Below are 24,411 nucleotides of genomic sequence, written 5' to 3'. Positions count from 1 at the left end.
GATGCGAGACGTGCCGCAAAAAAAATCCCAGCCTGGACACCAGTTGTGGCTCGCACTTGCCGCGCTTGCATTGAGCGGTTTCGTGCTGCTGGGTTATGTTCTCTGGTCGGCATACCATGAGATCTGGAGCGAGGCCCGAGTCATGGCGCTGGGGCACGCGGAATTATTTGAATCTCGTTTTGATGCAACCTTGCGCCGGGTCGATGCCAATCTTGACTCCCTGATTGCAAAAGTTCCACGAGAGGCGCTCGATATCAAGGCCGCGCCACGTTTCAGGCAGATGCTTGAGGCTGACATGGCGCGCCACAAGCAATCCTTCGATGAACTGGCCGGTTTCCGTATCCTCGATGCGGATGGTAATGTTCTCTATCTCACCGGGGGCGGAGAGTACACAAACCTGAAGGACCGTTCTTATTTTCGTACTTTGCGGAATACCCCGGCAGCCGGCATCGTCTTTTCCGAGGTGCTCAAGTCGAGGATCACCGGACGGGATGTCCTGATTGCTGCCCGACCGATCACCGCGCCGGACGGTCGTTTTTTAGGGGTTGTCAGCGCAGCGGTCGAACTAGACTTCTTTGGCCGTTTATTCCGCTCGGTACATCTTGGCGTATCAGGCGCTTTGGCGATACGTCGGCTTGAAGACCATAGCCTGATTGTTCGCCAGCCACCGGCGCCAGCTGAAATCAACCGCTCGCTGGGGGAGAAGCACCCGGTTTATCTGGCCTTGGTCAATGGCGAGCGCCAAGGCGTGCTTGAATTCAACTCGCAGGCCGATGGTGTGAAGCGCATTTACGCTTATCGTACGCTCGATAAATATCCGTTTTATGTACTGGCCGGGCTGGCTGAAAGCGATGTCATGGCTGCATGGCAGCAGCGTGCTTATCTGGTGGGTGGGCTTGGAGGGATTTTATTCGGCTGCCTGGGGCTTGTACTTGTCTGGTTGTTTCGTGCCCAGGCGCGTGAGGTGCTGGCAGCCGAGGCCTTGCGGCAAAACCGCGATCAGCTCAGTGCGGCGCAACGAATCGCCCGGGTCGGCAGTTGGGAAGTCGAATTGCCTACTGGTCTGGTGACCTGTTCCGACGAACTTTTCCAGATTTATGAAATAGAACCGCCGGCAACGGGGGCGAGGTATGAGGCTTTCCTTGCTAGAGTTCATCCTGAAGAGCGGAGCGTGGTCGATAAGGCGCTAAATGATGCGATTGCTCGCCGTGAGCCGCTGGCGCTGAAATATCGTCTGCTGATGCCGGATGGGCGGATCAAATACATTCTGGGACACAGTGAGGCAATCTATGGCGCCGATGGCAAGCCGTTGCGCGTCATGGGAACCTCGCAGGACATTACCAGCCAGCACCAGATGGAAGCGCAGATGCAACTGCTGGCAACTGCCTTTCAGTTCAGTGGCGAGGCAATCCTGATCACTGACCGTGATAATCGGATTGTCACGGTCAACCCCGCGTTTACGCGGTTAACCGGATATTTGCCCGAGGATGCACTGGGCCGGAATCCCAGTTTTCTCTCGGCTGGTCGGACAACGAGTGCGCAGTATCAGGAAATGTGGGATACGGTGCTGGCAACCGGTTTCTGGCAGGGCGAGATCTGGGATAGGCGCAAGGATGGCGGTATTTACCCCAAATGGATGTCTCTTTCGCTGATACGTGACGATGCGGGCGAGGTGCGCTACCACGTTGCTCACTTTACCGATGTATCGAGCGAGCGGGCGGCAGAAGCCAAGCTGCACCACATTGCCCATCACGATGTCCTGACCGGTTTGCTCAACCGCTTCAGTCTCAAGGGCCGGCTTGATCAGGCGCTGGCCGCCGCTCGCCGGGAAGGCGGAAGGGTGGCCTTGCTGTTCATCGACCTCGATCGGTTCAAGCTGATCAACGATACCCTGGGGCATCACGTTGGCGATTTGTTGCTGATTGAAGTTGCGGCCCGCTTGAGCCGTGGCGTTCGGGACAGCGATGTCGTGGCTCGGCTGGGGGGGGACGAATTCGTCATCATGCTTTCCGGTATCGAACATACGACCTCCGTGGCTGGTGTAGCCGAGAAACTGGTGCGTAGCGTCGGCGATCCTTATGTGATCGAGGGCCACGATCTCTACACCACGCCGAGTGTCGGCATTGCCATCTTCCCGACGGATGGCGACGATGGCGAAGTGCTGATGAAAAATGCCGATGCAGCGATGTATCACGCCAAAACTGCGGGACGTAACAACTTCCAGTTTTTTGATCCGAAGATGAACGACGCGGCGGTCGAACGGCTGAAAACCGAACACAGCTTGCGACTGGCGCTGACGCGCAATGAATTCTGCCTGCACTTCCAGCCATTGATCGATGTGCGCAGCGGCCGCGTTGCCGGTGTCGAGGCGCTTGTTCGCTGGCAACATCCAGAACACGGTTTGACTCCACCTGGAAAATTCATCGGCATTGCCGAGGAAACCGGTTTGATCCAGCCATTGGGTGAATGGGTATTCTGGGAAGCTTGTCGCCAGCTGGCTGCATTCACGCAGGCCGGTATCCGCAATGTCAAAATGGGGGTCAATATTTCCGCCATCCAGATGCGTAACGGCAATCTGCCCGTTCTGGCCAAGGGAGCCATCGAAGCGCTCGAAATCAATCCGGCCGACCTGGTTTTCGAAATTACCGAATCCGTTGCCATGCAGCATCCGGCAGAAACGGTTCGTATCCTCGATTTGCTGCACGACATGGGTATTTCCCTGGCGATCGATGACTTCGGGACGGGCTATTCCTCGCTCAGCTATTTGCGCATGTTCCCGATTGACCATATCAAGCTGGATCGCTCCTTTGTCGAGGAAATTGGGCAGGATGGGGATGGGGCGGCAATCTGCAATGCCACGATAGGGCTGACGCACAGCCTTGGCTTGAAGCTCGTGGCCGAAGGTGTCGAAACGCAAGCCCAGTTTGATTACCTGCGCAGCCAGGATTGCGATTTGGTACAGGGCTTCCTGTTCAGCCGGCCGGTTCCGGCCGAGGATGTGATCGCTTTCATCAAGCAACGAAATAGCTGATTGTTAAAAAATCGCTTGCGTTAGCCAGATGTTTTTCCTATGATTCAAACGAACGTATGAATCATAGGTGACCCCCATGGCTGAAGCCCGAACTGTCGATACCCGCGAACGCATCCTCGATGCGGCAGAGCATCTTTTCATGGCGCATGGCTACGAAGGGACGTCGATGCGCCAGATTACCGGCGGAGCCGGCGTTAACCTTGCTGCGGTCAACTACCATTTTGGCTCCAAAGAGTCGTTGATGCAGGAGGTGTTTCGCCGGCGTCTCAACTGGTTGAATGAAGAGCGCATGCGTGTTCTGAATGCACTCGAAAAAGAAGCGGCCGGCAAGCCGCTCAAGCCTTCGCAAATTGTCGATGGGTTTTTTGGCACCTTGCTGCGCATGGCCGATGACGAAGAGCGCGGCGGCATTACTTTTTTGCGCCTGCTGGGCCGTACGCTGACTGACCCCTCCGAATTCATACGGACCTTTCTGGCGCACGAGTATGCCGAAGTGGTTGATCGTTACAAGGAAGCCCTGTTCATTGCCTTGCCGGATGTGCCCAAGGCGGAAATTGTCTGGCGCTTTCACTTCATGCTCGGCGCGACCTCTTACGCCATTGCCGGGACCGATGCGCTGCGTCTGGTGACCGACTGGCAGATCGAGGATGAAGACTCGACCGATCGCCTTGACCGTCTTGTTCCGCGCCTGATGTCCTTCCTGCTTGGTGGCTTGCGCGCTGCCTTGCCTCAATTCTCTGATGCTGCGGTCGACAGCAAATAATCGACCAAAACCAAAAAGACCTTAAAGGAGACAGCACATGTTCAACAACCTCATCCCTCTGCTGGGTTTAGTCGCCCTGGCGGCTTTGGCCGGGCTGATCATCGTTCGGCCATTACGCCGGGCGCTGATCAGCCGGCCCCTTTTTTCCACCTATCGCAAGGTGCTGCCGCAGATGTCGGATACCGAGCGCGACGCGCTGGAAGCCGGTACGGTCTGGTGGGAAGGGGAGTTGTTCCGTGGCAAGCCGGACTGGAAAAAGCTGCACGCCTATCCGCAGCCCAAGCTGACGGCCGAAGAACAGTCCTTCATGGACAACGAAGTTGAAGAAGCCTGCCGCCTGGTCGATGACTGGAAGGTGACGCACGAACTCTACGATCTGTCCAACGAGACCTGGCGCTATATCAAGGACAAGGGTTTCCTCGGCATGATCATCCCGAAGAAATACGGCGGCCTCGAATTCTCGGCCTATGCCCACTCACAGGTCGTCACCAAGCTGTCGACCCGCTCTTCGGCACTGTCGGTTTCGGTCATGGTGCCGAACTCGCTCGGCCCGGCTGAACTGTTGCTGCACTACGGTACCGAAGAACAAAAGAATCACTATCTGCCGCGTCTGGCCAAGGGCATTGAAGTACCAGCCTTCGCGCTGACCAGCCCGTGGGCTGGTTCCGATGCCGCTTCGATTCCGGATGCCGGCGTGGTTTGCAAGGGTATGTATCAGGGCAAGGAAGTGCTCGGCATGCGGGTTAACTGGGACAAGCGTTACATCACGCTGGCACCGGTGTGTACGGTCTTCGGTCTGGCCTTCCATCTCTATGATCCGGACGGCTTGCTCGGCAACAAGAAGCATATCGGCATTACCTGTGCGCTGGTGCCTTACGATCATCCGGGCGTCGACACCGGGCGTCGTCACTTCCCGCTCAACGCCATGTTCATGAATGGTCCGACGCGTGGCAAGGAAGTCTTCATGCCGCTCGAATTCATCATCGGCGGGCCGAAGATGGCCGGGCAGGGCTGGCGCATGCTGATGGAGTGTCTGGCCGCCGGGCGTTCGATTTCGCTGCCGTCGTCCAATACCGGTATGGCGCAGATGACGGCGCGTGCCGTCGGTGCCTATGCCCGTGTGCGTAGCCAGTTCAAGATGGCGGTCGGCAAGTTCGAAGGCGTCGAGGAAGGTTTGACTCGCATTGGTGCCTACACCTACATGATGGATGCGGTGCGCAAGATGACAGCCGGTGCGGTCGACCTCGGCGAAAAGCCATCGGTGGTGTCCGCGATTGCCAAGTACCACGTTACCGAGCGCGCTCGTCAGGTCGTCAACGATGGTATGGATATCGTCGGCGGCAAGGGCATCTGTCTTGGCCCATCGAATTTCCTCGGCCGTGCCTATCAGCAGGTGCCGATCGGCATCACCGTCGAAGGCGCCAACATCCTGACCCGTTCGCTGATCATCTTCGGACAGGGCGCCATTCGCTGCCATCCGTATTTGCTGGCCGAAATGCAGGCGGCGCAGAATCCTGACGTCAAAAAAGGCCTGGTCGATTTCGACAAGGCGCTGTGGTCGCACGTTGGTTTCACCATTCGCAATGGCCTGCGGGCGCTGTGGCTGGGCATGACCGGTTCGCACTTTGTCTCGGTCAACGTCGATACGGCCCCTGAAATGAAGCGTTACTACCAGCAGATGACCCGTTTCTCGACGGCCTTTGCCTTCATGTCGGACATCTCCTTGCTGGTGCTCGGCGGTAGCGTCAAGCGTCGTGAAAAACTATCGGCCCGTCTCGGCGACATCCTGTCGCAGATGTACCTGATTTCCTGCACCCTCAAGCGCTACGAGGAAGAAGGTCGCAAGGCCGAAGATGCACCGCTCGCCCACTGGGCGATCTGGGATGCGATGTACAAGGCGCAACAGGCCTTCGATGGTGTCATCGCCAACTTCCCGATTCGCTTCATTGCCGCTTTCCTGCATCGTTCGATCTTCCCGTGGGGCCATCCGTACGTTGTGCCATCCGACGAAGTTGGCCATCAGGTCGCCAAGGTCCTGATTTCGCCGTCTGCCACCCGTGACCGCCTGACTGCCGAATGTTTCGTGCCGATGGTTGAAAGCGAGCCGGTTGGCGCCATCGAACTGGCCCTGAATGCGACGCTCGAAGCTGAAGCGATTGAAGCCAAGATCCGCGCCGCCGAAAAGGATGGCCGTTTCGAGAACAACCCGCTGGCCAATGTGCGTGACATCGCCATCGTTGCCTTCGAATATGGCGTGATCAGCGCCGCCGAGTTTGAGGTCATGCGGCGTCGCAACCACCTGCGCGACATTGTGGTTCATGTCGATGATTTCCCCTTCGATTACAACGTGGCAACCGCCAACAAACCGGCTCAAGACCGGATGGCCGCTTGATCATGGGTAATACTATTTACGTGGTCGACGGCGCCCGGACGCCGTTTTTGAAAGCGCAGAAAGGGCCGGGGGCGTTTGCCGCCTCCGACCTGGCGACCCAGGCCGGGCGTGCCTTGTTGCTGCGTCAGCCTTTCCTGCCGAGCGATCTTGACGAAGTCATTCTCGGCTGCGCTGCACCGTCGCCGGATGAAACCAATATCGGCCGGATGGTGGCCCTGCGTCTCGGCTGCGGCAAGAAAGTGCCGGGCTGGACGGTGATGCGCAACTGCGCTTCCGGCATGCAGGCCATTGATTCCGCCATTGCCAATATTCAGTGCGGCCGGGCCGAACTGGTGCTGGCCGGCGGCGTCGATGCGCTTTCCCGCGCGCCGCTGCTGTACTCGGATACGATGGTCCGCTGGTTTGCCGGCATGATGGGCATGCGCACGATGGGCCAGAAAATCGGCCATTTCATGAAACTCAAGCCGGGGGCGCTGCTTTCGCCGGTGATCGGCCTGATGAAGGGCCTGACCGATCCGGTTGTCGGCTTGCTGATGGGGCAGACGGCTGAAAACGTCGCCTGGCGCTTCGGCATCAATCGTCAGCAAATGGATGAATTTGCGCTGCGTAGCCACCAGCGGGCAATGGCCAGCCGGCAAGCCGGTCATCTCGGCGAAATCGTGCCGGTGGTCGATGGGGCCGGCAAGGTTTATGCCGAGGATGACGGCGTGCGGGCCGATGCCAGCATGGCCGGTCTGGCCAAGCTGAAGCCCTTCTTCGACAAGAAGTACGGCAACATCACGGCAGCCAACAGCTCGCAGATTACCGATGGCGCCGCCTGGCTGATCCTGGCTTCGGAAGAGGCGGTCAAGAAGTGGAACCTGAAACCGCTCGGGCGCATTGTCGATAGCCAGTGGTCCGGTCTTGAGCCTGAACAAATGGGCCTCGGCCCGGTGCATGCCTCGACGCCGCTGCTCCAGCGTCATGGTCTGAGCTTGAACGATATCGACGCCTGGGAACTGAACGAAGCCTTCGCCGCACAAGTGCTGGGCTGTCAGGCCGCCTGGGCCTCCGATGATTACTGCCGCGAGCAGCTTGATCTGCCGGCGGCGCTGGGCAAGGTCGATGATGCCAAGCTGAATGTCGATGGCGGTGCCGTTTCGATCGGCCATCCGGTCGGTGCCTCCGGCGCGCGTATTGTGTTGCATTTGCTGCATGTCCTGCGTCGCCAGAAGGCGAAACGCGGCATTGCAACCATCTGTATCGGTGGCGGCCTGGGCGGCGCCATGCTGGTCGAAGCGGACGCCTGATCGTGCGCATCGGCATCGTTGTCGATTCGGCCTGTGATTTGCCGAAGGACTTCCTGACCGAGAACGGCATCATCGTGATGCCGATCACGCTGCGTTTTGGCGAACTGACTATCGAGGACAGGCGCGATCCTCAGGAAACCCAGACTTTCTACGCCAGCCATCTGGACCGGAAAAGCGAGGATTTTGCCGAGTCGATTCCCTACTCGGTCGAGCAGATCGAAAAGCTCTTTCTCGAACGGCTGGTACTCGATTTCGATTACGTTTTCTGCCTGACTATCACCAGCACACGCAGCCCGATCTTTGATCACGCAATGCAGGCTTCGCGCGCCATCTTGACCAAATACAAGGAAATCCGCCGTCAAGCCGGTGTGCCTGAGCGTTTCGGGCTGGCCGTCATTTCGACGCGCAACCTGTTCACCGGGCAGGCCGTGCCGGTGGCCGAGGCTGTCCGGCTGATCCGCCAGGGCGGTACGCCGAGCGAAATCGGGGCGCGCCTGAAGCATTGCGTTGAACACACGCACACCTATCTGGTGCCGGCCGATCTTTTCCATATTTACAAACGTGCCTCGAAGAAGGGCGATACCAGCCTGAGTTGGGGCAGTTATACGCTGGGTTCCTGGCTGGACGTCAAACCAGTGCTGCACTGCCATCGCGATCTGACTTCCACGGTCGACAAGGTCCGGGGCTTCGAAACCGGTGTTGCTCAGCTTTTTGCCAAGGCCGCACAGCGTATCGAGGCGGGCCTGGATGCGCCGTGGATTTGTATCAGTTATGGCGGTTCGCCCGCTGCTGTCAGCCGTCTGCCGGGTTATGCCGCACTGGCCGCCCGTGCGGCTGAAAACGGGGTCGAGATCCTGGTTTCGCCGATGAGCAAGACAGCGGCGGTCAATGTCGGTCCGGGCGCCTTGTCGCTGGCCTTTGCTGCCTCCGGGCACACCACGCATTAAAGAAAGCACATGATGAATCTGAATCTTCAACACTGGCGTGTCGAGCTTGATGCCGAGGGCGTCGCCAGCGCCATTCTCGACAAGGCCGGTGAAACGGCCAATTCCCTGTCGGTCGCCGTGATGGGCGAACTGGGCAAGATACTCGACGTCTTCGAGAAGCAGCCACCCAAGGCGCTGATCTTCCGCTCCGGCAAAGAGGCGGGGTTTATCGCCGGTGCCGACATCCAGGAGTTCGCGCAGCTCGATACTGCCGAAAAGGGCAGGGAGCTGGTCGAGCGCGGCTGGACCCTGTTCAATCGCCTTGCTGCGGTCAACTACCCGACACTGGCCATTATTCGCGGTCATTGTCTGGGTGGTGGCCTGGAACTGGCGCTGGCTTGCCGCTATCTGCTGGCGGTTGATGAACCGGCAACCAAGATGGGTTTGCCCGAAGTCATGCTCGGCATTTTCCCCGGCTGGGGGGGTATGCTGCGTTTGCCGCAGCGTGTTGGCCCGACGGCGGCGATGGACATGATGCTGACCGGTAAGACGATTGATGCCAAGCGGGCCAAGCGGATGGGGCTGGCCGACGAGTGTGTGCCGCCGCGTGTCATGGATGCTGCCGCCCGCCAACTGGTGCTGTCCGGTCAGCCGCGTCGTGCCTTGCCGGTCATGCAGCGCTTGCTCAACGGCCCGCTCAAGGGCGTCGTGGCCAGCGGTGCGCGCAAACAGGTGGCGAAGAAAGCTCGTCCGGAACACTATCCAGCCCCTTACGCCATTATCGATATCTGGGCCAAGCACAACGGCAATGCGCTGGCCTCGCCGGCCATCATCGACCGCATCATCAGTTCGCCGACGGCGCGTAATCTGGTTCGGGTTTTCTTCCTGCAGGAACGGCTGAAGGGCTTCGGCAAGGCATCGGATTTCAAGGCGCAGCGCGTCCATGTCATCGGCGCCGGCGTGATGGGCGGTGATATTGCGGCCTGGTGCGCCTTGCGCGGAATGACCGTGACCTTGCAGGATCAGAGCCTGGAGCGCATGGGGCCGGCATTGCAGCGGGCAAACAAGCTTTTCTCGCGCCGTCTGCGTGACCCGCTCAAGGCGCGTGCCGCCTTCGACCGCCTGATTCCCGATGTTAACGGTGACGGTGTGGCGCATGCCGATGTGGTGATCGAGGCTATTTTCGAAAATGTGGCGGCCAAGCATGCCTTGTTCAAGGTGATTGAGCCACGCATGAAGCCCGGTGCCATTCTGGCCAGCAATACGTCCAGTCTCAAGCTGGAAGACTTGCGCATTGCTCTGAAGCGGCCGGAAAGGCTGGTCGGTATCCACTTCTTCAATCCGGTGGCAATGATGCCGCTGGTCGAGGTTGTTGTTGCGCAAGGGGCTGATGATTCGGTTGTCCAGGCTGCTTGTGCCTTTGTTCGCCAGATCGACAAGTTGCCTTTGCCGGTACGCAGTGAACCTGGCTTCCTGGTCAATGCGGTGCTGGCCCCCTACATGCTGGAAGCCATGCGCGCGGTCGACGAAGGAATTTCGCCCGAAACGGTTGATGAGGCCATGCTGGCTTTCGGTATGCCGATGGGGCCGATTGAACTGATTGATACGGTCGGGCTGGATATCGCCATGGCCGCCGGGCAGCAATTGGCGGGCGGGGCCGAGGCACCGCGTTGCTTGCTGGAGCGTGTTCAGCAGGGACAGCTTGGCAAGAAAACGGGGCAAGGTTTCTATCGTTGGACGGAAGGCAAGGCGCAGAAGGCAGCGCCCGGAAGCCTGCCACCCGGTCTGGCGGCCCGCCTGGCCAAGCCGCTGATCGATCGAACCGAGCAATTGGTTGCCGATGGCGTGGTTGCCGATGCTGAACTGGCGGATGCCGGGGTAATTTTTGGCACAGGCTTTGCACCATTTACCGGTGGTCCGCTCAATTTCCGTCAAGCCAGGTAAAAATTTGTTGTTTTTACCCAACATACGTTTGAAATAAATGTAGATAAAACAGCATTTCAAACGCTTGTTTGAGATTTAATCACCACAGTAGTTCCGGGATGCATTCCCAAACATAAACAAAACAGGAGACAAATCAATGCACAACAAATTCGCCCCTCGCCTGATTCCAGCGCTCATGGCTCTCGCTTTTGCCGGTTCTGCAAGTGCAGCCGGTTTCCAGTTGCTTGGCGAGCAAGGCGCCAGTGGTATCGGTAATGCCGGTGCCGGCTCGGCTGCCGTTGCTGAAAATGCCAGCACGGTTTTCTACAACCCGGCAGGCATGACGCAATTGCAGGATCGTGAAATTTCGGTCGGTGGCACTTTCGTCAAGACCAATTTCAATTTTAGCGATGGCGGCTCCAGCGTCGGTGTGTTGAATGGTACGGGTGACGGTGGCAATGGTGGTGGCCTTGGTTTTGTGCCGAACATGTACGGCTCCTGGGCGCTGACCAAAGATATTTATCTCGGTCTCGGTATCGGTGCACCGTTCGGTCTTCGCACCGAGTATGACAATCCGTGGATTGGCGCGGCTCAGTCGGTGAGCTTCGATATCAAGACACTCAATATCAATCCTTCGATCGCCTGGCGCGCCAACGACCGAGTTTCTCTGGGCTTCGGTCTTAACTGGCAAAAAATTGAAGCCGAATACATTCGCGCTGCAGCGGTTGTCAATCTGGGTGCCGGTGCTGCCGGTGCTGCCGGCTCGACCGTCAAGCTCAACCTGAGCGACGATGCCTGGGGCTGGAATGCCGGTGCTTTGTTTACGCTGGCACCTTCTACCAAGCTGGGTGTTTCCTATCGCTCGGCGATCAAGTACGAAACCAAGGGCGATGTCTCGATTTCGAGCAACGGTACTGCTGCTGCCACCGCGACCACGAACGGCTTGATTGCTGCCGGCCGCGCCAGTGATACCAAGGCATCGATCAAGTTGCCGGATACCTTCATTCTCAGCTTGACCCACAAGGCCAGCGACCAGTGGGAACTGCTGGGCGATGTTTCCTGGACCGGCTGGAGCTCGATTCCCAAGGTTGACATCATTCGCACCTCGGGTCTGTTGAACGGCCAGACCGCTCAGACGCTGGATACCAATTTCCGCGATACCTGGCGCTTTGCCGTTGGTGCCAACTACAAGGTGAATGATGCCTGGAAGCTGAAAATGGGTATTGCCTACGACCAGACCCCGGTCAAGAGCGCCGAACATCGCCTTGTTTCCATGCCGGATAACAACCGTACCTGGTTCAGTGCCGGTGTTCAGTGGAAGCCGAGCAAGACGACCGCCGTCGATGTGGGTGGTGCCTACCTCTACCTCAAGGATGCTGAAATCAATAATAACCAGAGCACGGACGGTCGCGGGCTGGTCAAGGGAACGTATGCCGACAGCGCCATTCTGCTGGGTGCCCAGTTCTCCATGGCTTTCTAAAACAGTTTCTTTTGCACTCTCTTCATACCCCGGCTGGTCCGGGGTTTTTTTTGGAAAAAACCTGAAAAACCAGTTGACCGCAGAAGTCTGTTATCTATAATTCAAACGTTCGTTTTATTTAAACGAAGTCGTATAAAAGACACCTAAAGGAGAATCGCTTGAACAAGCTGATCGTAAAGAAAGCCGCCGTGCTGGGCGCGGGCGTGATGGGGGCGCAGATCGCTGCGCACCTTGCCAACGCCAATGTGCCCGTCGTGCTGTTTGACCTGCCGGCGAAAGAAGGAGACAAGAACGGTATCGTCAAGAAGGCCCTGGATGGCCTCAAGAAGCTGGACCCGGCGCCGCTGGCGAGCAAGGGCAAGCTCAAGTTCATCGACGCCGCCAATTACGACGAACATCTGCCGCTGCTCGCCGAGTGCGATCTGGTGATCGAAGCCATTGCCGAACGCATGGACTGGAAGAACGATCTCTACGCCAAGATTGCACCGCACCTCGGCGCTAATACGATCATCGCTTCGAATACCTCCGGTCTGTCGATGAATGCGCTGGCCCAGGGCCTGCCGGAAGCAGTTCGTCCGCGCTTCTGCGGCATCCATTTCTTCAATCCGCCGCGCTACATGCATCTGGTTGAAATCATCGGCACCGAAAGCACCGATGGCAGCACGCTGGATGCGCTGGAAACCTGGCTGACCTCGCGTCTCGGCAAGGGCGTCATCCGTGCGCTTGATACGCCGAACTTCGTCGCCAACCGCATCGGCGTCTTCTCCATTCTCGCCGTGATGCACCACACCCAGGCTTTCGGCCTCGGTTTCGACGAAGTCGATGCACTGACCGGTCCGAAGATCGGCCGCCCGAAGAGCGCCACCTATCGCACCGCCGACGTGGTTGGCCTGGATACGCTGGCCCACGTCGTCAAGACCATGCAGGACACGCTGCCGAACGATCCGTGGCACGCCTATTTCACCTCTCCGGCGTGGTTGACCGCGCTGATCGGGCAGGGCGCGCTCGGCCAGAAAACCCGCTGCGGCATTTTCCGCAAGCAGGGCAAGGAAATCCAGGTGCTCGACCTGGCGGCGCAGGATTACCGCAAGTCGGCCGGCGAAATCGCTGAGGAAGTCGGTGCCATCCTCAAAATCCGCAATCCAGCCGAGAAATTTGCTGCCTTGCGTGCTTCGGCGCATCCGCAAGCCCAATTCCTCTGGGCGATTTTCCGCGACATCTTCCATTATGCCGCCGTGCAGCTGGAAAACGTCGCCGACAATGCGCGTGACCTCGATCTCGCCATGCGCTGGGGCTTCGGTTGGTCGCAAGGCCCGTTCGAAACCTGGCAGGCGGCGGGTTGGGCGGATATTGCCCAGGCCGTTGCCGCCGATGTTGCGGCTGGCAAGGCCATGAGCAATGTCGCGTTGCCAGCTTGGGCGCTGGAAAGCGGCCGGACCGGCGTGCATGCACCGGAAGGTTCCTATTCAGCACGCAAGAATGCTTACGTGCCGCGCTCGTCGCTGCAGGTCTATCAGCGCCAGTATTTCCCGGAACGTGTTCTTGGCGAAAATGCGGCAACGCCGGAAAAGTCTGGCGAAACGCTGTACGAAAACGACGGCGTGCGTTTGTGGTGCCTGCCTGCGGTCGACCGCAAGATTGGCATCATTTCGATCAAGTCCAAGATGCACACCATCGGCAATGAAGTGCTCGATGGTGTGATTGCCGCCGTGCGTCAGGCTGAGCAGACGCTGGATGGCGTCGTTGTCTGGCACGAAGCGCCGTTTGCTGTCGGGGCCAATCTGCAGCAAGTTGGCGAAGCTTGTGCCGCCGGCCAGTTCGATCTGCTTGAGCAGACCGTCGAGAAATTCCAGCGTGCTTCGCAGACGCTGAAGTATGCGCAAGTGCCGACCGTCGCTGCGGTTCAGGGGCTGGCGCTGGGTGGTGGCTGTGAATTCGTCATGCATGCCGCCAAGCGCGTCATGGCGCTGGAAAGCTATGTCGGTCTGGTCGAAGCCGGTGTCGGCCTGATTCCGGCCGGTGGCGGTTGCAAGGAATTCGCTGCCCGCGCTGCTGACTGGGCTGCCCAGTCGGGTACGCCGGGTGAGGTCTTCAACTTCCTGCAGCCGGTGTTCATGACCATTGCCATGGCCAAGGTCGCCAAGAGTGCGGTTGAAGTGGTCGATTTCGGCTTTGCCAAACCTTCAGACACCATTTTGTTCAATGCCAACGAACTGCTTTGCGTTGCGATCAAGGAAGCGCGTGCCATGGCTGATGCCGGTTATGCGCCGCCGCCGATGGCCCGCGCCGTTCCGGTTGCCGGCAAGAACGGCATCGCCACGTTCGAGATGATGCTGGTCAACATGAAGGAAGGCGGCATGATTTCCGCCCACGACTACAAGGTCGCCCGTTCGGCTGCTGTTGCCCTGTGTGGTGGCGAAGTCGAAACCGGTAGCCTGGTCGATGAGGAATGGCTGCTGACTGTCGAACGTCGTCTTTTCGTCGATCTTCTGAAAACCCCGGAAACCCAGGCACGCATCAAGCACATGCTGGAAACCGGCAAGCCGCTGCGCAACTAATCGGGCCAAGGAAAAATATCATGAGCAAACAGATTCAAGACGCCTACATCGTTGCTGCGACCCGTCTGCCGGTCGCCAAGCGTAACGGCATGTTCAAAAACGTACGGCCGGACGACATGCTGGCTGAAGTGATTCGCGCCGTGGTTGCCCAGGTGCCGGGTGTTGATCCAGCGCTGATTGGCGACGTGATCGTCGGTTGCGCCATGCCGGAAGCCGAGCAGGGCATGAACGTCGCCCGTATCGGTCTGCTGCTGGCCGGTCTGCCGATTACCGTGCCGGGGATCACGATCAATCGTTTCTGCTCCTCCGGGGTGCAGGCGGTGGCCGATGCCGCCAACCAGATCCGCCTCGGCCTGGCCGATGTGATGATCGCTGCCGGTACTGAGTCGATGTCGGTGATGCCGCAGATCATGGGCAACAAAATGTCGATGAACCCGGCCATCTTCAGCAAGGAAGAGAACCTGGGAATCGCCTACGGCATGGGGTTGACCGCGGAAAAGGTCGCCCAGCAGTGGAAAATCAGCCGCGACGAGCAGGATGCTTTCGCCCTGGCGTCGAACCAGAAAGCCTGCGCCGCCATTGCCGCCGGCCACTTCAAGGCTGAAACCACGCCTTACACGATTCGCGAAAGCCTGCCCGACCTCAAGTCCGGCAACATCAAGCTGCGCGAACGCGTCGTCGATACCGACGAAGGCCCGCGTGCCGATGCTTCGCTGGAGCGTCTCGGCAAGCTGAAACCGGTCTTCCATGCACGTGGTTCGGTGACGGCGGGTAATTCTTCGCAGATGTCCGATGGTGCCGGTGCTGTGATGCTGGTTTCCGAGAAAATCCTGCGCGAACACAACCTGACGCCGCTCGCCCGCTTCGCCGGTTATGCGGTCGGTGGCGTGGCGCCGGAAATCATGGGGGTCGGCCCGATTGCCGCGATTCCGAAGGTGCTGGCCCAGGTCGGTATCAAGCAGGATGACCTCGACTGGATCGAACTCAACGAAGCCTTTGCGGCACAGTCGATTGCCGTGATGCGCGAACTGGGGATCAATCCGGACAAGGTGAATCCGCTCGGTGGCGCCATCGCCCTCGGCCATCCGCTCGGTGCGACGGGTGCCATTCGTATCGCCACGGCAACGCACGGTTTGCGTCGCACCGGTGGCAAGTACGGCATGGTGACCATGTGCATCGGCACCGGCATGGGTGCGGCCGGCATTATCGAACGTCTCTGACGACCAATGAAACAAAGTCTGGCCCCAGGGTCGACCGTGCAACAACAGGAAAAACGATGAAACCCGCCTGGCTGGCCAAACTTTCGCCCTCCTGGCGGGCGCGCATGGTGCGCCTCGGCTTCAATTTTCATCCGGCGTTTCGTGGTACCGGCGGGCGGGTCGTGCATGTGGCGAAGGATCTTCGCCATATCCGGATCAGCCTGTCGCTCAACTGGAAAACCCGCAACATTGTCGGTTCGCTCTACGGTGGTTCGCTCTTCGCAATTACCGACGGGGCGCATCCGATGATGCTGATGGCGGCGCTCGGCGATGGTTACATCGTCTGGGACAAGGCCGCCAGTATTTCCTACCGGAAGCCGGGTTACACCACCTTGTATGCCGATTTTTCGATGCCGGCCGAGGAGATTGCCGAGATTCATCGCCTGCTCAAGCAGCATCCCGAACTCGACCGGACTTACCGCGTCGAACTCAAGGATGAGCACGGCACGGTACATACCGTGGTTGAACGAACTGTTTACATCGCCGACAAAAATTATTACCGGCAGAAAAACACCGAAGGAGACAAATCATGATTTCGCATTCCGTACGGGTCGCAACCCTTGCTGCCGCCTTGCTCGCCATTCCCGGCCTGCATGCGGCCGAGGTGGCTGGTGTGACGATCGACGAAAAAATCAAGGTCGGTAACAGCGAGTTGGTGCTGAATGGCGCTGGCTTGCGCAGCAAGGTGTTCATCAAGGTTTATGTCGGGGCCTTGTATGTCACCCAGAAATCAGGTTCGCCGGCTGGATTGCTTGATGCGCCGGGAGCTCGACGGATGAGCCTGCGCCTGTTGCGCGATATCGATTCGGATACGCTCTACGGTGCATTGCGCGACGGTCTGAAGGACAATAACAGCGAGACCGATTTGGTGGCGCTCAAAAGTGCCATCGATCAGTTTGCCGAAATCATGAAGAAAATCGGCAATGCGCGTAGTGGCGATACGGTCGCCATCGATTTCACGGCTGAGGGTGTGGCGGTCAGCTTTAATGGCGAAGTGCGCGGCAAGGTGGCCAATGTGCCGTTTGCCCGTGCCTTGCTCAAGGTCTGGCTGGGCGATCATCCGGTCGATGCCTCGCTGAAGAAAGCATTGCTCGGTAGCTGAACAAAACAATAAGGAGGAGACAAAATGGACAGGATCTGGCTCAAGAGCTATCCCCCCGGTGTGCCGGCCGATATCAGTATCGACCACATTCTTTCGCTCGTTGCGCTGTTCGAGGATGCCTGCAGCAAGTACGCAAAGCAGGTGGCCTACGTCAGCATGGGCAAGGAAATGACCTATGCCGAACTGGATGAGGAAACCCGTGCCTTTGCCGGCTGGCTGCAATCCCGTGGCCTGAAGAAGGGTGACCGGGTTGCATTGATGATGCCCAACCTGCTGCAATATCCGGTGGCCTTGTTCGGCACCCTGCGGGCCGGTGGCGTCGTGGTCAATTGCAATCCGCTGTATACGCCGCGTGAGCTGGCGCACCAGTTGAAGGATTCAGGGGCTGAAACGATTGTCATCGTCGAGAATTTTGCCCATACGCTGGAACAGGTGATTGGCCAGACGGCGATCAAGCACGTCGTGGTGACGCCGATGGGCGAAATGCTGGGCGCGCTCAAGGGCTTGCTGGTCAATATGGTGGTGCGCCATGTCAAGAAGATGGTGCCGGCCTGGAATCTGCCCGGTGCGATCGGCTTCAGTACGGCACTTTCCGTTGGGCGCAAGCAGGGTGCCAAAGGGGTGACGTTGCGTCACGACGATATCGCTTTCCTGCAGTACACCGGGGGAACGACCGGTGTTTCAAAGGGGGCGATGCTGACCCATGCGAATATCAGCGCCAACGTGATGCAGGCTTACAGCTGGATCAAGCCGGTGGTGCATGAGGGGCAGGAATTCATCATTACTGCCTTGCCGCTGTACCACATCTTTGCATTGACCGCGAATTGCCTGACCTTCCTGATGATCGGTGCGCGCAATCTGCTGATTGCCAATCCTCGCGATATTCCCGGGTTCATCAAGGAATGGCGCAAGTATCCGATCACGGTCGTGACCGGTGTGAACACCTTGTTCAATGCGCTGCTCAATCACCCGGATTTCGCCAGCCTCGATTTTTCGACGATGAATGTGACGCTGGGCGGCGGCATGGCGGTGCAAGGACCGGTGGCCGACCGTTGGCTGAAGATTACCGGGACGCCGCTGCTCCAGGCCTACGGTTTGACCGAGACTTCACCGGCTGCAACGATCAATCCGCTCGACATGCACGAATTCAACGGCTCGATCGGCTTGCCGATTTCGTCGACCGAAGTGTCGATTCGCGATGACGTCGGCAGCGAGGTGCCGGTGACTCAAGTCGGCGAAATCTGCATTCGTGGTCCGCAAGTCATGGCCGGCTACTGGCAGCGTCCCGAGGAAACCGCGAATGTGATGACGCAGGATGGTTTCCTGCGCACCGGCGATGTCGGCTATGTCGACAAGAATGGCTTCATTTTCCTGGTCGACCGCAAGAAGGACATGATTCTGGTGTCCGGCTTCAACGTCTATCCGAATGAAGTCGAAGAGGCCATCGCGATGATGCCCGGCATCCTGGATGTCGCCGCGATCGGGGTGCAGGACGAACATTCCGGTGAAGCGGTCAAGGTTTTCATCGTGCGCAAGGACCCGGCGATCAATGAGCGCATGGTTATCGAGCACTGCCGGACGCAACTGACCGGCTACAAAATACCCAAACATGTCGAATTCCGCGACGACCTGCCACGCACCAACGTCGGCAAGATCCTGCGTCGCGCACTGAAAGAGGGGGCGTAATGGCCATTCCAGCATCACTCAACAAGAACCTTCGTCTGCCGGTCATCTGTGCGCCGATGTTCATCATTTCCAACCCGGATCTGGTCATCGCACAATGCAAAAGCGGCATCATCGGCTCCTTTCCGGCGCTTAACGCCCGGCCGAAGGAATTGCTCGATGACTGGCTGATCCGCATCAAGACCGAGTTGGCCGAAGATCCGAATGCCGCACCGTTTGCCGTCAATCAGATCATCCATCCCTCCAACGAGCGGCTGGAACATGACATGGCGTTGTGCGTCAAGCATGAAGTGCCGTTGATCATCACCAGCTTGTCGGCGCCGACCGCCATCGTGCCGCATGTGCATTCCTATGGCGGCAAGGTCTTCCATGACGTGATCAGCGTGCGCCATGCCGAAAAGGCACTGGAAGCCGGGGTCGACGGCCTGATCCTGGTCTGCGCCGGCGCCGGCGGCCATGCCGGTACGCTCAGCCCGTTTGCCCTGGTTGGTGAAATCCGCAAGTTCTACGATGGCCCGATTGCCTTGTCCGGTTCGATCACCAACGGCAACGCCATTCTCTCGGCGCAAGCCATGGGCGCCGATTTTGCCTACATCGGGACGCGTTTCATCGCGACCAAGGAGGCCAACGCGGTCGACGCCTATAAACAGGCAATTATCGATTCGGCCGCCAAGGACGTGGTCTATACGCCGTATTTCACCGGCGTGCATGGCAATTACCTGAGCAAGAGCATCGTCGCTTCCGGTCTCGATCCGGCCAATCTGCCGGAAAAGGACAAGAGTTCGATGAGCTTCGGCAGCAGCCGTGACGCCAAGGCCTGGAAGGACATCTGGGGTGCCGGGCAGGGCGTCGGCACGATTGATGACGTGATGCCGACGGCTGAACTGGTCAATCGTTTGCAACATGAATATCGCAGTGCCAAGGTGGCACTGAGCAGCAATCCATTCTGAAAATACCTAAAAGGAGACAGCAAGATGAGTGATTACCGCGCACCTGTAAAAGACATGCGTTTTGTCATGGATGAACTGGCTGGTTTCAGGGAGTTGAGCCAGATCGCCGGTTTCGAGGAAGCGACGCCGGATCTGGCCGATGCCATTCTCGACGAAGCCGCCAAATTTGCTGGCGAAGTGCTGGCCCCGCTCAACCATACCGGCGACAAGGAAGGCTGCAAGCTGACGCCGAATGGCGTGACCACGCCGAATGGCTGGAAGGATGCTTATACCCAGTACCGCGAAGCCGGCTGGAACGGCATTACCTCGCCGGCCGAATTCGGTGGTCAGGGCTTGCCCGACACCCTGGGCATCGTCGTCAAGGAAATGCTCTGCTCGGCCAATATGGCTTTCAGCCTTGGCCCCTTGCTCACCACCGGCGCCGTCGAAGCACTGCTGACCTGCGCCAGCGACGAACTCAAGGCAACCTATCTGGAAAAGATGATTTCCGGCGAGTGGACCGGGACAATGAACCTGACCGAGCCGCAAGCCGGCTCCGATCTGGCGCTGATCCGTTCGCGTGCCGAACCGCAGGCCGATGGCAGCTACAAGGTTTTCGGCCAGAAGATATTCATCACCTACGGCGACCACGACATGACGGACAACATCGTCCATCTCGTACTCGCCCGTCTGCCGGATGCACCGGCCGGGGTGAAGGGCATTTCGATGTTCCTGGTGCCCAAGTTCATGGTCAATGCCGATGGCTCACTCGGCGCGCGCAATGATGCTTACTGCGTTTCCCTGGAGCACAAGCTCGGCATCCACGCCAGCCCGACCTGCGTCATGGCCTATGGCGACAATGGCGGTGCAGTCGGCTACCTGCTCGGCGAAGCCAATCGCGGCCTCGAATACATGTTCATCATGATGAACGAAGCCCGCCTCGGCGTCGGCTTGCAAGGTATCGCCATCGGCGAGCGTGCTTACCAGCAGGCGCTGAGCTTCTCCCGCGAACGCAAGCAGGGCCGCGATGCGGTGACCGGCGAAGCGCTGGTCACGATCGACAAGCATCCGGACATCCGTCGCATGCTGATGTTGATGAAATCACGCGTCGAAGCCTGCCGTGCCATGGCTTACTACACCTCCTGCCTGCTTGATCGCGCCCACGCCGCGACCGATGCCGACGAGAAGAAGCGCAATCTCTTCCTCGCCGAATTCATGATTCCCATCGTCAAGGGTGGCGGGACTGAAATGGGCATCGAAGTCACCTCGCTCGGTATCCAGATTTACGGCGGCATGGGCTTTATCGAGGAAACCGGCGCTGCCCAGCACTGGCGCGATTCGCGCATCACCACGATCTACGAAGGCACGACGGGCATTCAGGCGAACGATCTGCTGTTCCGCAAGCTGATGCGCGATCAGGGCGCGACTGCCAAGGTCATTTTTGGCGAAGTGCACGCCACGGCCAAAGCACTCGCCGCCTCCGGCAAGCCGGAACTGCAAGCCATCGCCCAGCGTCTCGGTGTCGCACTCAAGGCCTGGACCGATGCCACCGAATGGCTGGCAGCCAATGCCAAAACCGGCCTTTCCGGTGTGTTGACCGCAGCAGTCCCTTATCTGCACCTGGCCGTGACCGTTTGCGGCGGCTGGTTCATGGGCAAGGCCGCACTGGCTGCGACTGCCTGTCTGGAAAAAGGCGAGGGCGATCAGGCGTTCTACCGCGCCAAGGTTGCAACAGCCCGCTTCTACGCCGACCAGATGCTGCCGCTCGCCACGTCCTACGGTGAAACCGTCAAGGCTGGCGATGCCGCACTGGCTGGGATGGGTGACGAGCTGTTCTGAACCGTCTATCGCTGACGGGGGGGAGAACTCATTCCTCCAACAATGACAAAGGCGCCGAGAGGCGCCTTTGTCATTACTGATAGCTACTAGTTGAAGGCGTTACTTTGGTTGCACAACCTTGTTAACCAGAAAGACTGCGTTCTGTGTTTGCACAATCTGGTTGTTGACTGCCTTGCTGACGTTTGAAACACCACCGATTGAGCCAGCTTGCTGACCGTAGAACGTGCCATTGACTGACCCGGAGTAGGAAACGTTGTTGTTGTTGAGCATAGGCGTTGCGCTGACACTGGTGGAGGCAAGGTTTGCACCGTTGATATTGCCGGATGCGTTGAAGTTCATCGCTTGACTATCCGTGCCACCGTACCAAGAGCCATTCCACTTGGCTTGCCCAAAGTCGACGTTAACCGTCACGTAACCTTGGCGCGAACCATCAAAGCTGCCGCCGCGATAGGTTGCGCTGACATTGCCCGCACGCTGGCTGTCGAGATAGGCCTGGGGCGTTGCGACACCGGCGACATAGTAGCCTTCGGTGACCGTTGAACTGTAATTCGGGCGACGGAGCATTTCATCCTGACCGTTGCTGGTATAAGCCAGCACTTCGCGGAAAAACTCGCCGACAGCAACTTGTTCGTCAGCGCTCAAAACGGCATCGGTAAATGGTGTGCGAGGACCGTACGTCGGAATCAAGCCAAACCAAGTCCACATTTTTGTTGCGCTAACTGCATCCGAGGCTTCGGTTGCTTTCGAGTTTTGCGAGAAACCTGTGGCGGAAGCCTGGCTACCCTTTGATTCACTGGAGGCCGTGAAGTGGTGAGTGCTTTCATCCGTATTGTCCCACTTGGCGCCCTCGGGGGAGGTGACGACATATTTATACTCGAAGTGACCCATCCATGGCCATTTCCCTGTTTGAACCCAAACCTTAACGGTCTTGCCCTCTTCCGGACTCTTGGTGCCGCCGCCAAACGTGGCATTCAAGGGACCACCCGAATTAGCTGACTCAGTACCACTCAAGGAAGTCAGGCGCCAAGCAATAGTACCTTCGCCGCTGTTGCCATCGCGATTTGGCGTTAACTCAAACAGGGCTGCATCATATAAATTCTTGTGCTTGGGTTGAGGCTCATCGTTAAAGAAAAAGACCGATGGATAACCATTATTTGTAGTGGTTTTTGAAATGGCATAACCGCACCATGTGCCGGCTGCACAACCCGTGTTGGCCACAACAGGATTCAACAAGGCTGGGATATTACGGTAAGAATCGCTGCTGCCGGCACCGAGCATTGAAATTGCATTGATGATTGGCCCGCCTGCGGCAGGCTCAACGAAATCACCCCACGGCCCCCAGGAGTCCACTGAATCATCGGAGACGAACACCTGACCATATGAGCGGGTTTGACCCCATTTGTCTTCATTCAGGTCATTGCCTTTGGCAATTACACTTCCGCTGGCAAGAATGGCAATGATGGATGCGGCAATGATTGTTTTACGGTTTGACATGATGTTGCTCCTTCGAAAGTGGCTCAACTATGAAGCAGTGTGTCTTGATTTCACTGTAGTGGATGGATATGCGATTGCAAGTGCAAATAAACTATTCGGTTTACTTGTTGAGTGTTTCAAGATGATTTTTGAATGACTGCATCGTGTCCACATTCTAGGAGCATGCTGGTTAAGTGACAATTGTACCTTCGTACAATGTGTCAACATTTGTGTGAGCTATTAAGGTGTTATTTGATCTGACCATAAGGTCGTCGTGACAGCAGAAGGTACTGTCAAAAAGCTGATCGCCCCAAAAGGGGCGATCAGGGTAATACCGAGTTGCTTTTTAGGCTTAGAACGAGCGGGCCAGATTGACGCTCAGCACTTCACGCTGGTAGGTGTAGATGCTGACATTGGCGTGAGCTTCGCTGCGGACCCAGTTGCCGGACAGTTTCCAGTCCTTCATCAGGCCTTCCTTGAAGTTGTGGCCGGCACCGACTTCGTAACGGTCTTCGAATTCTTCGCGGGCAACAGCAAAGATCGGTTCGACACCGTCGTACCTGGCAGTACGGTAGCTGTAGCGACCATAGACCGAGCCATTCGTCCAGGCTGCAACGTTGGCGCCGATGAAGCCTTCCCAGCCTCGGTTGGTGAAGCGCTCGAGGTCAGCCTTTTCGTTGAAGCCTTTGACGCCAACCTGAGCAGCCAGCTTGCCGGTAAAGAACAGGTGGCCGTAAGAGAGGCCGGCGGAGAAGTAGTTGCTGTCACGACCATCGTCGATCTTGCGGTCAAAGCGCTTGTGCAGTGCCAGGCCATCAACCGTCAGTTCGCCGTTCTTGAGCTGCCATGTGGCGGTCGGAGCGACAGAGCTGTACAAACCCAGTTGCTCGCTACCGAGGCGGAGGTTGTCAACCTGGAAGTTGAGCTTGGCACGCCAGCTGTTCGGAGCAATAAAGCCCGGGCCGGTAGCGAAGGTCAGGGCCGTCAGGTTGAAGTCGGTCATGTTGACATAACCCTTGTGGTAGTAGCCTGCGCTACTTTGCCAGATCAGGCGGGTTGGCGTCTGACCGAAGGGAATGACCAGCGGGGAATTGTAGGTGTGGGTCACACCGGCCTGCAGAACGCTTGCCCAGTCGCTTTTCGGGCTTGAGCCCGGTGTCAGGACAAGGCCGCCGGGCAGGGTGGTGCCGCTCGGGCCAACGTTGACGTTGTTGTCATACATTGCGCCGAGAGAAATCGATGGCTCGAAATTGTGCGGATTGGCAGCCAGTGCAGCTTCGTCACGCTTGATCTGGGCAAGGAAGGTCAGCACTGCGAGGCGGACGGTTTCCGGTGTTTTCGGATCGTCGAGAACGCGCTGGGCTTGCTTGCTGGCTTGTTCGTAGTTCAGTGCGCGGAAATAGGCGACAGCCAGTTCCAGGCGGGCGCGCTGGAGGGTTGGGTCGTTGGTCAGTACTGTTTCAAGTGCGTTGATCGAATTGAAAATCTGGCCTTGTTCGCGCAGGAAAATACCTTCCTTGAACAGTTTTTCGGCATCAGCAGATTCTTGAGCGGAAACAGAAGACAGGCCGGCAATAGTCATCAGAACTGCGACAGAAGTGTGCGTCAAAAAGCCGATTGTTCCTAGTTTGCGGTCATTCATGTATCTTTCCTCTTGAGCGTACTTTATTTGAGCTAAAAAAATATCCGCCCGATTGTAACGATTCTTGACGGCAATATCCTGAAAGGAATCGTTTTTCAGTCGCGATCAATGACGCTGTGTTG

16 protein-coding genes are annotated in these 24,411 nt (G+C 58.0%); 14 read left to right on the top strand and 2 right to left on the bottom strand.

Translation table 11 applies throughout. From position 1 onward, the window contains the following. Positions 1-43 precede the first annotated feature (43 nt). The 14 genes from KI614_RS16405 (at position 44) to KI614_RS09850 (ending at position 21,174) form a co-directional block, all read left to right on the top strand. On the top strand, positions 44-3,031 hold the full coding sequence (locus KI614_RS16405; RefSeq protein ID WP_319002648.1) for an EAL domain-containing protein: 2,988 nt from the start codon (positions 44-46) through the stop codon (positions 3,029-3,031). A gap of 76 nt (positions 3,032-3,107) precedes the next feature. Next, the gene (locus KI614_RS09910) at positions 3,108-3,794 is read left to right on the top strand and encodes a TetR/AcrR family transcriptional regulator (protein WP_226405258.1); all 687 of its coding nucleotides are present in this window, start codon (positions 3,108-3,110) and stop codon (positions 3,792-3,794) included. A gap of 37 nt (positions 3,795-3,831) precedes the next feature. Next, positions 3,832-6,186, top strand: coding sequence for an acyl-CoA dehydrogenase (locus KI614_RS09905; RefSeq protein ID WP_226405245.1), 2,355 nt, complete (start codon positions 3,832-3,834; stop codon positions 6,184-6,186). A 2-nt stretch (positions 6,187-6,188) separates the two neighbouring features. Continuing rightward, a complete protein-coding gene (locus tag KI614_RS09900; RefSeq protein ID WP_226405231.1) occupies positions 6,189-7,475 on the top strand; it encodes an acetyl-CoA C-acetyltransferase in 1,287 nt (428 codons plus the stop codon). A gap of 2 nt (positions 7,476-7,477) precedes the next feature. Beyond that, positions 7,478-8,422: a DegV family protein gene (locus KI614_RS09895; RefSeq protein ID WP_226405229.1), complete on the top strand. Its 945-nt coding sequence runs from the start codon at positions 7,478-7,480 to the stop codon at positions 8,420-8,422. A 12-nt stretch (positions 8,423-8,434) separates the two neighbouring features. Beyond that, positions 8,435-10,345, top strand: coding sequence for a 3-hydroxyacyl-CoA dehydrogenase NAD-binding domain-containing protein (locus KI614_RS09890; protein ID WP_226409293.1), 1,911 nt, complete (start codon positions 8,435-8,437; stop codon positions 10,343-10,345). 136 nt (positions 10,346-10,481) lie between these two features. Then, entirely contained in the window at positions 10,482-11,804 is a 1,323-nt protein-coding gene (locus KI614_RS09885) for an OmpP1/FadL family transporter (RefSeq protein WP_226405227.1), read from the top strand. A gap of 158 nt (positions 11,805-11,962) precedes the next feature. After that, a complete protein-coding gene (locus KI614_RS09880) occupies positions 11,963-14,362 on the top strand; it encodes a 3-hydroxyacyl-CoA dehydrogenase/enoyl-CoA hydratase family protein (RefSeq protein WP_226405225.1) in 2,400 nt (799 codons plus the stop codon). Between the two features lie 20 nt (positions 14,363-14,382). Then, a complete protein-coding gene (locus KI614_RS09875; RefSeq protein WP_226405223.1) occupies positions 14,383-15,582 on the top strand; it encodes an acetyl-CoA C-acyltransferase in 1,200 nt (399 codons plus the stop codon). 56 nt (positions 15,583-15,638) lie between these two features. Continuing rightward, on the top strand, positions 15,639-16,154 hold the full coding sequence (locus KI614_RS09870) for a DUF4442 domain-containing protein (protein ID WP_226405221.1): 516 nt from the start codon (positions 15,639-15,641) through the stop codon (positions 16,152-16,154). Further along, a complete protein-coding gene (locus KI614_RS09865; protein WP_226405219.1) occupies positions 16,151-16,723 on the top strand; it encodes a chalcone isomerase family protein in 573 nt (190 codons plus the stop codon). Before KI614_RS09870 ends, KI614_RS09865 begins: the two co-directional genes overlap by 4 nt. Before the next feature lie 24 nt (positions 16,724-16,747). After that, on the top strand, positions 16,748-18,409 hold the full coding sequence (locus KI614_RS09860; RefSeq protein WP_226405217.1) for a long-chain-fatty-acid--CoA ligase: 1,662 nt from the start codon (positions 16,748-16,750) through the stop codon (positions 18,407-18,409). Then, the gene (locus tag KI614_RS09855; RefSeq protein ID WP_226405215.1) at positions 18,409-19,356 is read left to right on the top strand and encodes an NAD(P)H-dependent flavin oxidoreductase; all 948 of its coding nucleotides are present in this window, start codon (positions 18,409-18,411) and stop codon (positions 19,354-19,356) included. Before KI614_RS09860 ends, KI614_RS09855 begins: the two co-directional genes overlap by 1 nt. Before the next feature lie 24 nt (positions 19,357-19,380). Continuing rightward, on the top strand, positions 19,381-21,174 hold the full coding sequence (locus tag KI614_RS09850) for an acyl-CoA dehydrogenase C-terminal domain-containing protein (RefSeq protein WP_226405213.1): 1,794 nt from the start codon (positions 19,381-19,383) through the stop codon (positions 21,172-21,174). Positions 21,175-21,273: 99 nt separating this feature from the next. On the opposite strand, the gene KI614_RS09845 is transcribed toward KI614_RS09850, so the two are convergent. Then, positions 21,274-22,668: a transferrin-binding protein-like solute binding protein gene (locus tag KI614_RS09845; protein ID WP_226405211.1), complete on the bottom strand. Its 1,395-nt coding sequence runs from the start codon at positions 22,666-22,668 to the stop codon at positions 21,274-21,276. Between the two features lie 331 nt (positions 22,669-22,999). Continuing rightward, complete coding sequence (locus tag KI614_RS09840; RefSeq protein WP_226405209.1) at positions 23,000-24,229, bottom strand: tetratricopeptide repeat protein; 1,230 nt, start codon at positions 24,227-24,229, stop codon at positions 23,000-23,002. Positions 24,230-24,411 lie beyond the last annotated feature (182 nt).

It is taken from the genome of Dechloromonas denitrificans (genome assembly GCF_020510665.1).
Taxonomy (GTDB): Bacteria; Pseudomonadota; Gammaproteobacteria; order Burkholderiales; family Rhodocyclaceae; genus Azonexus; species Azonexus denitrificans_B.
This window is presented reverse-complemented; position numbering and strand designations above follow the sequence as displayed.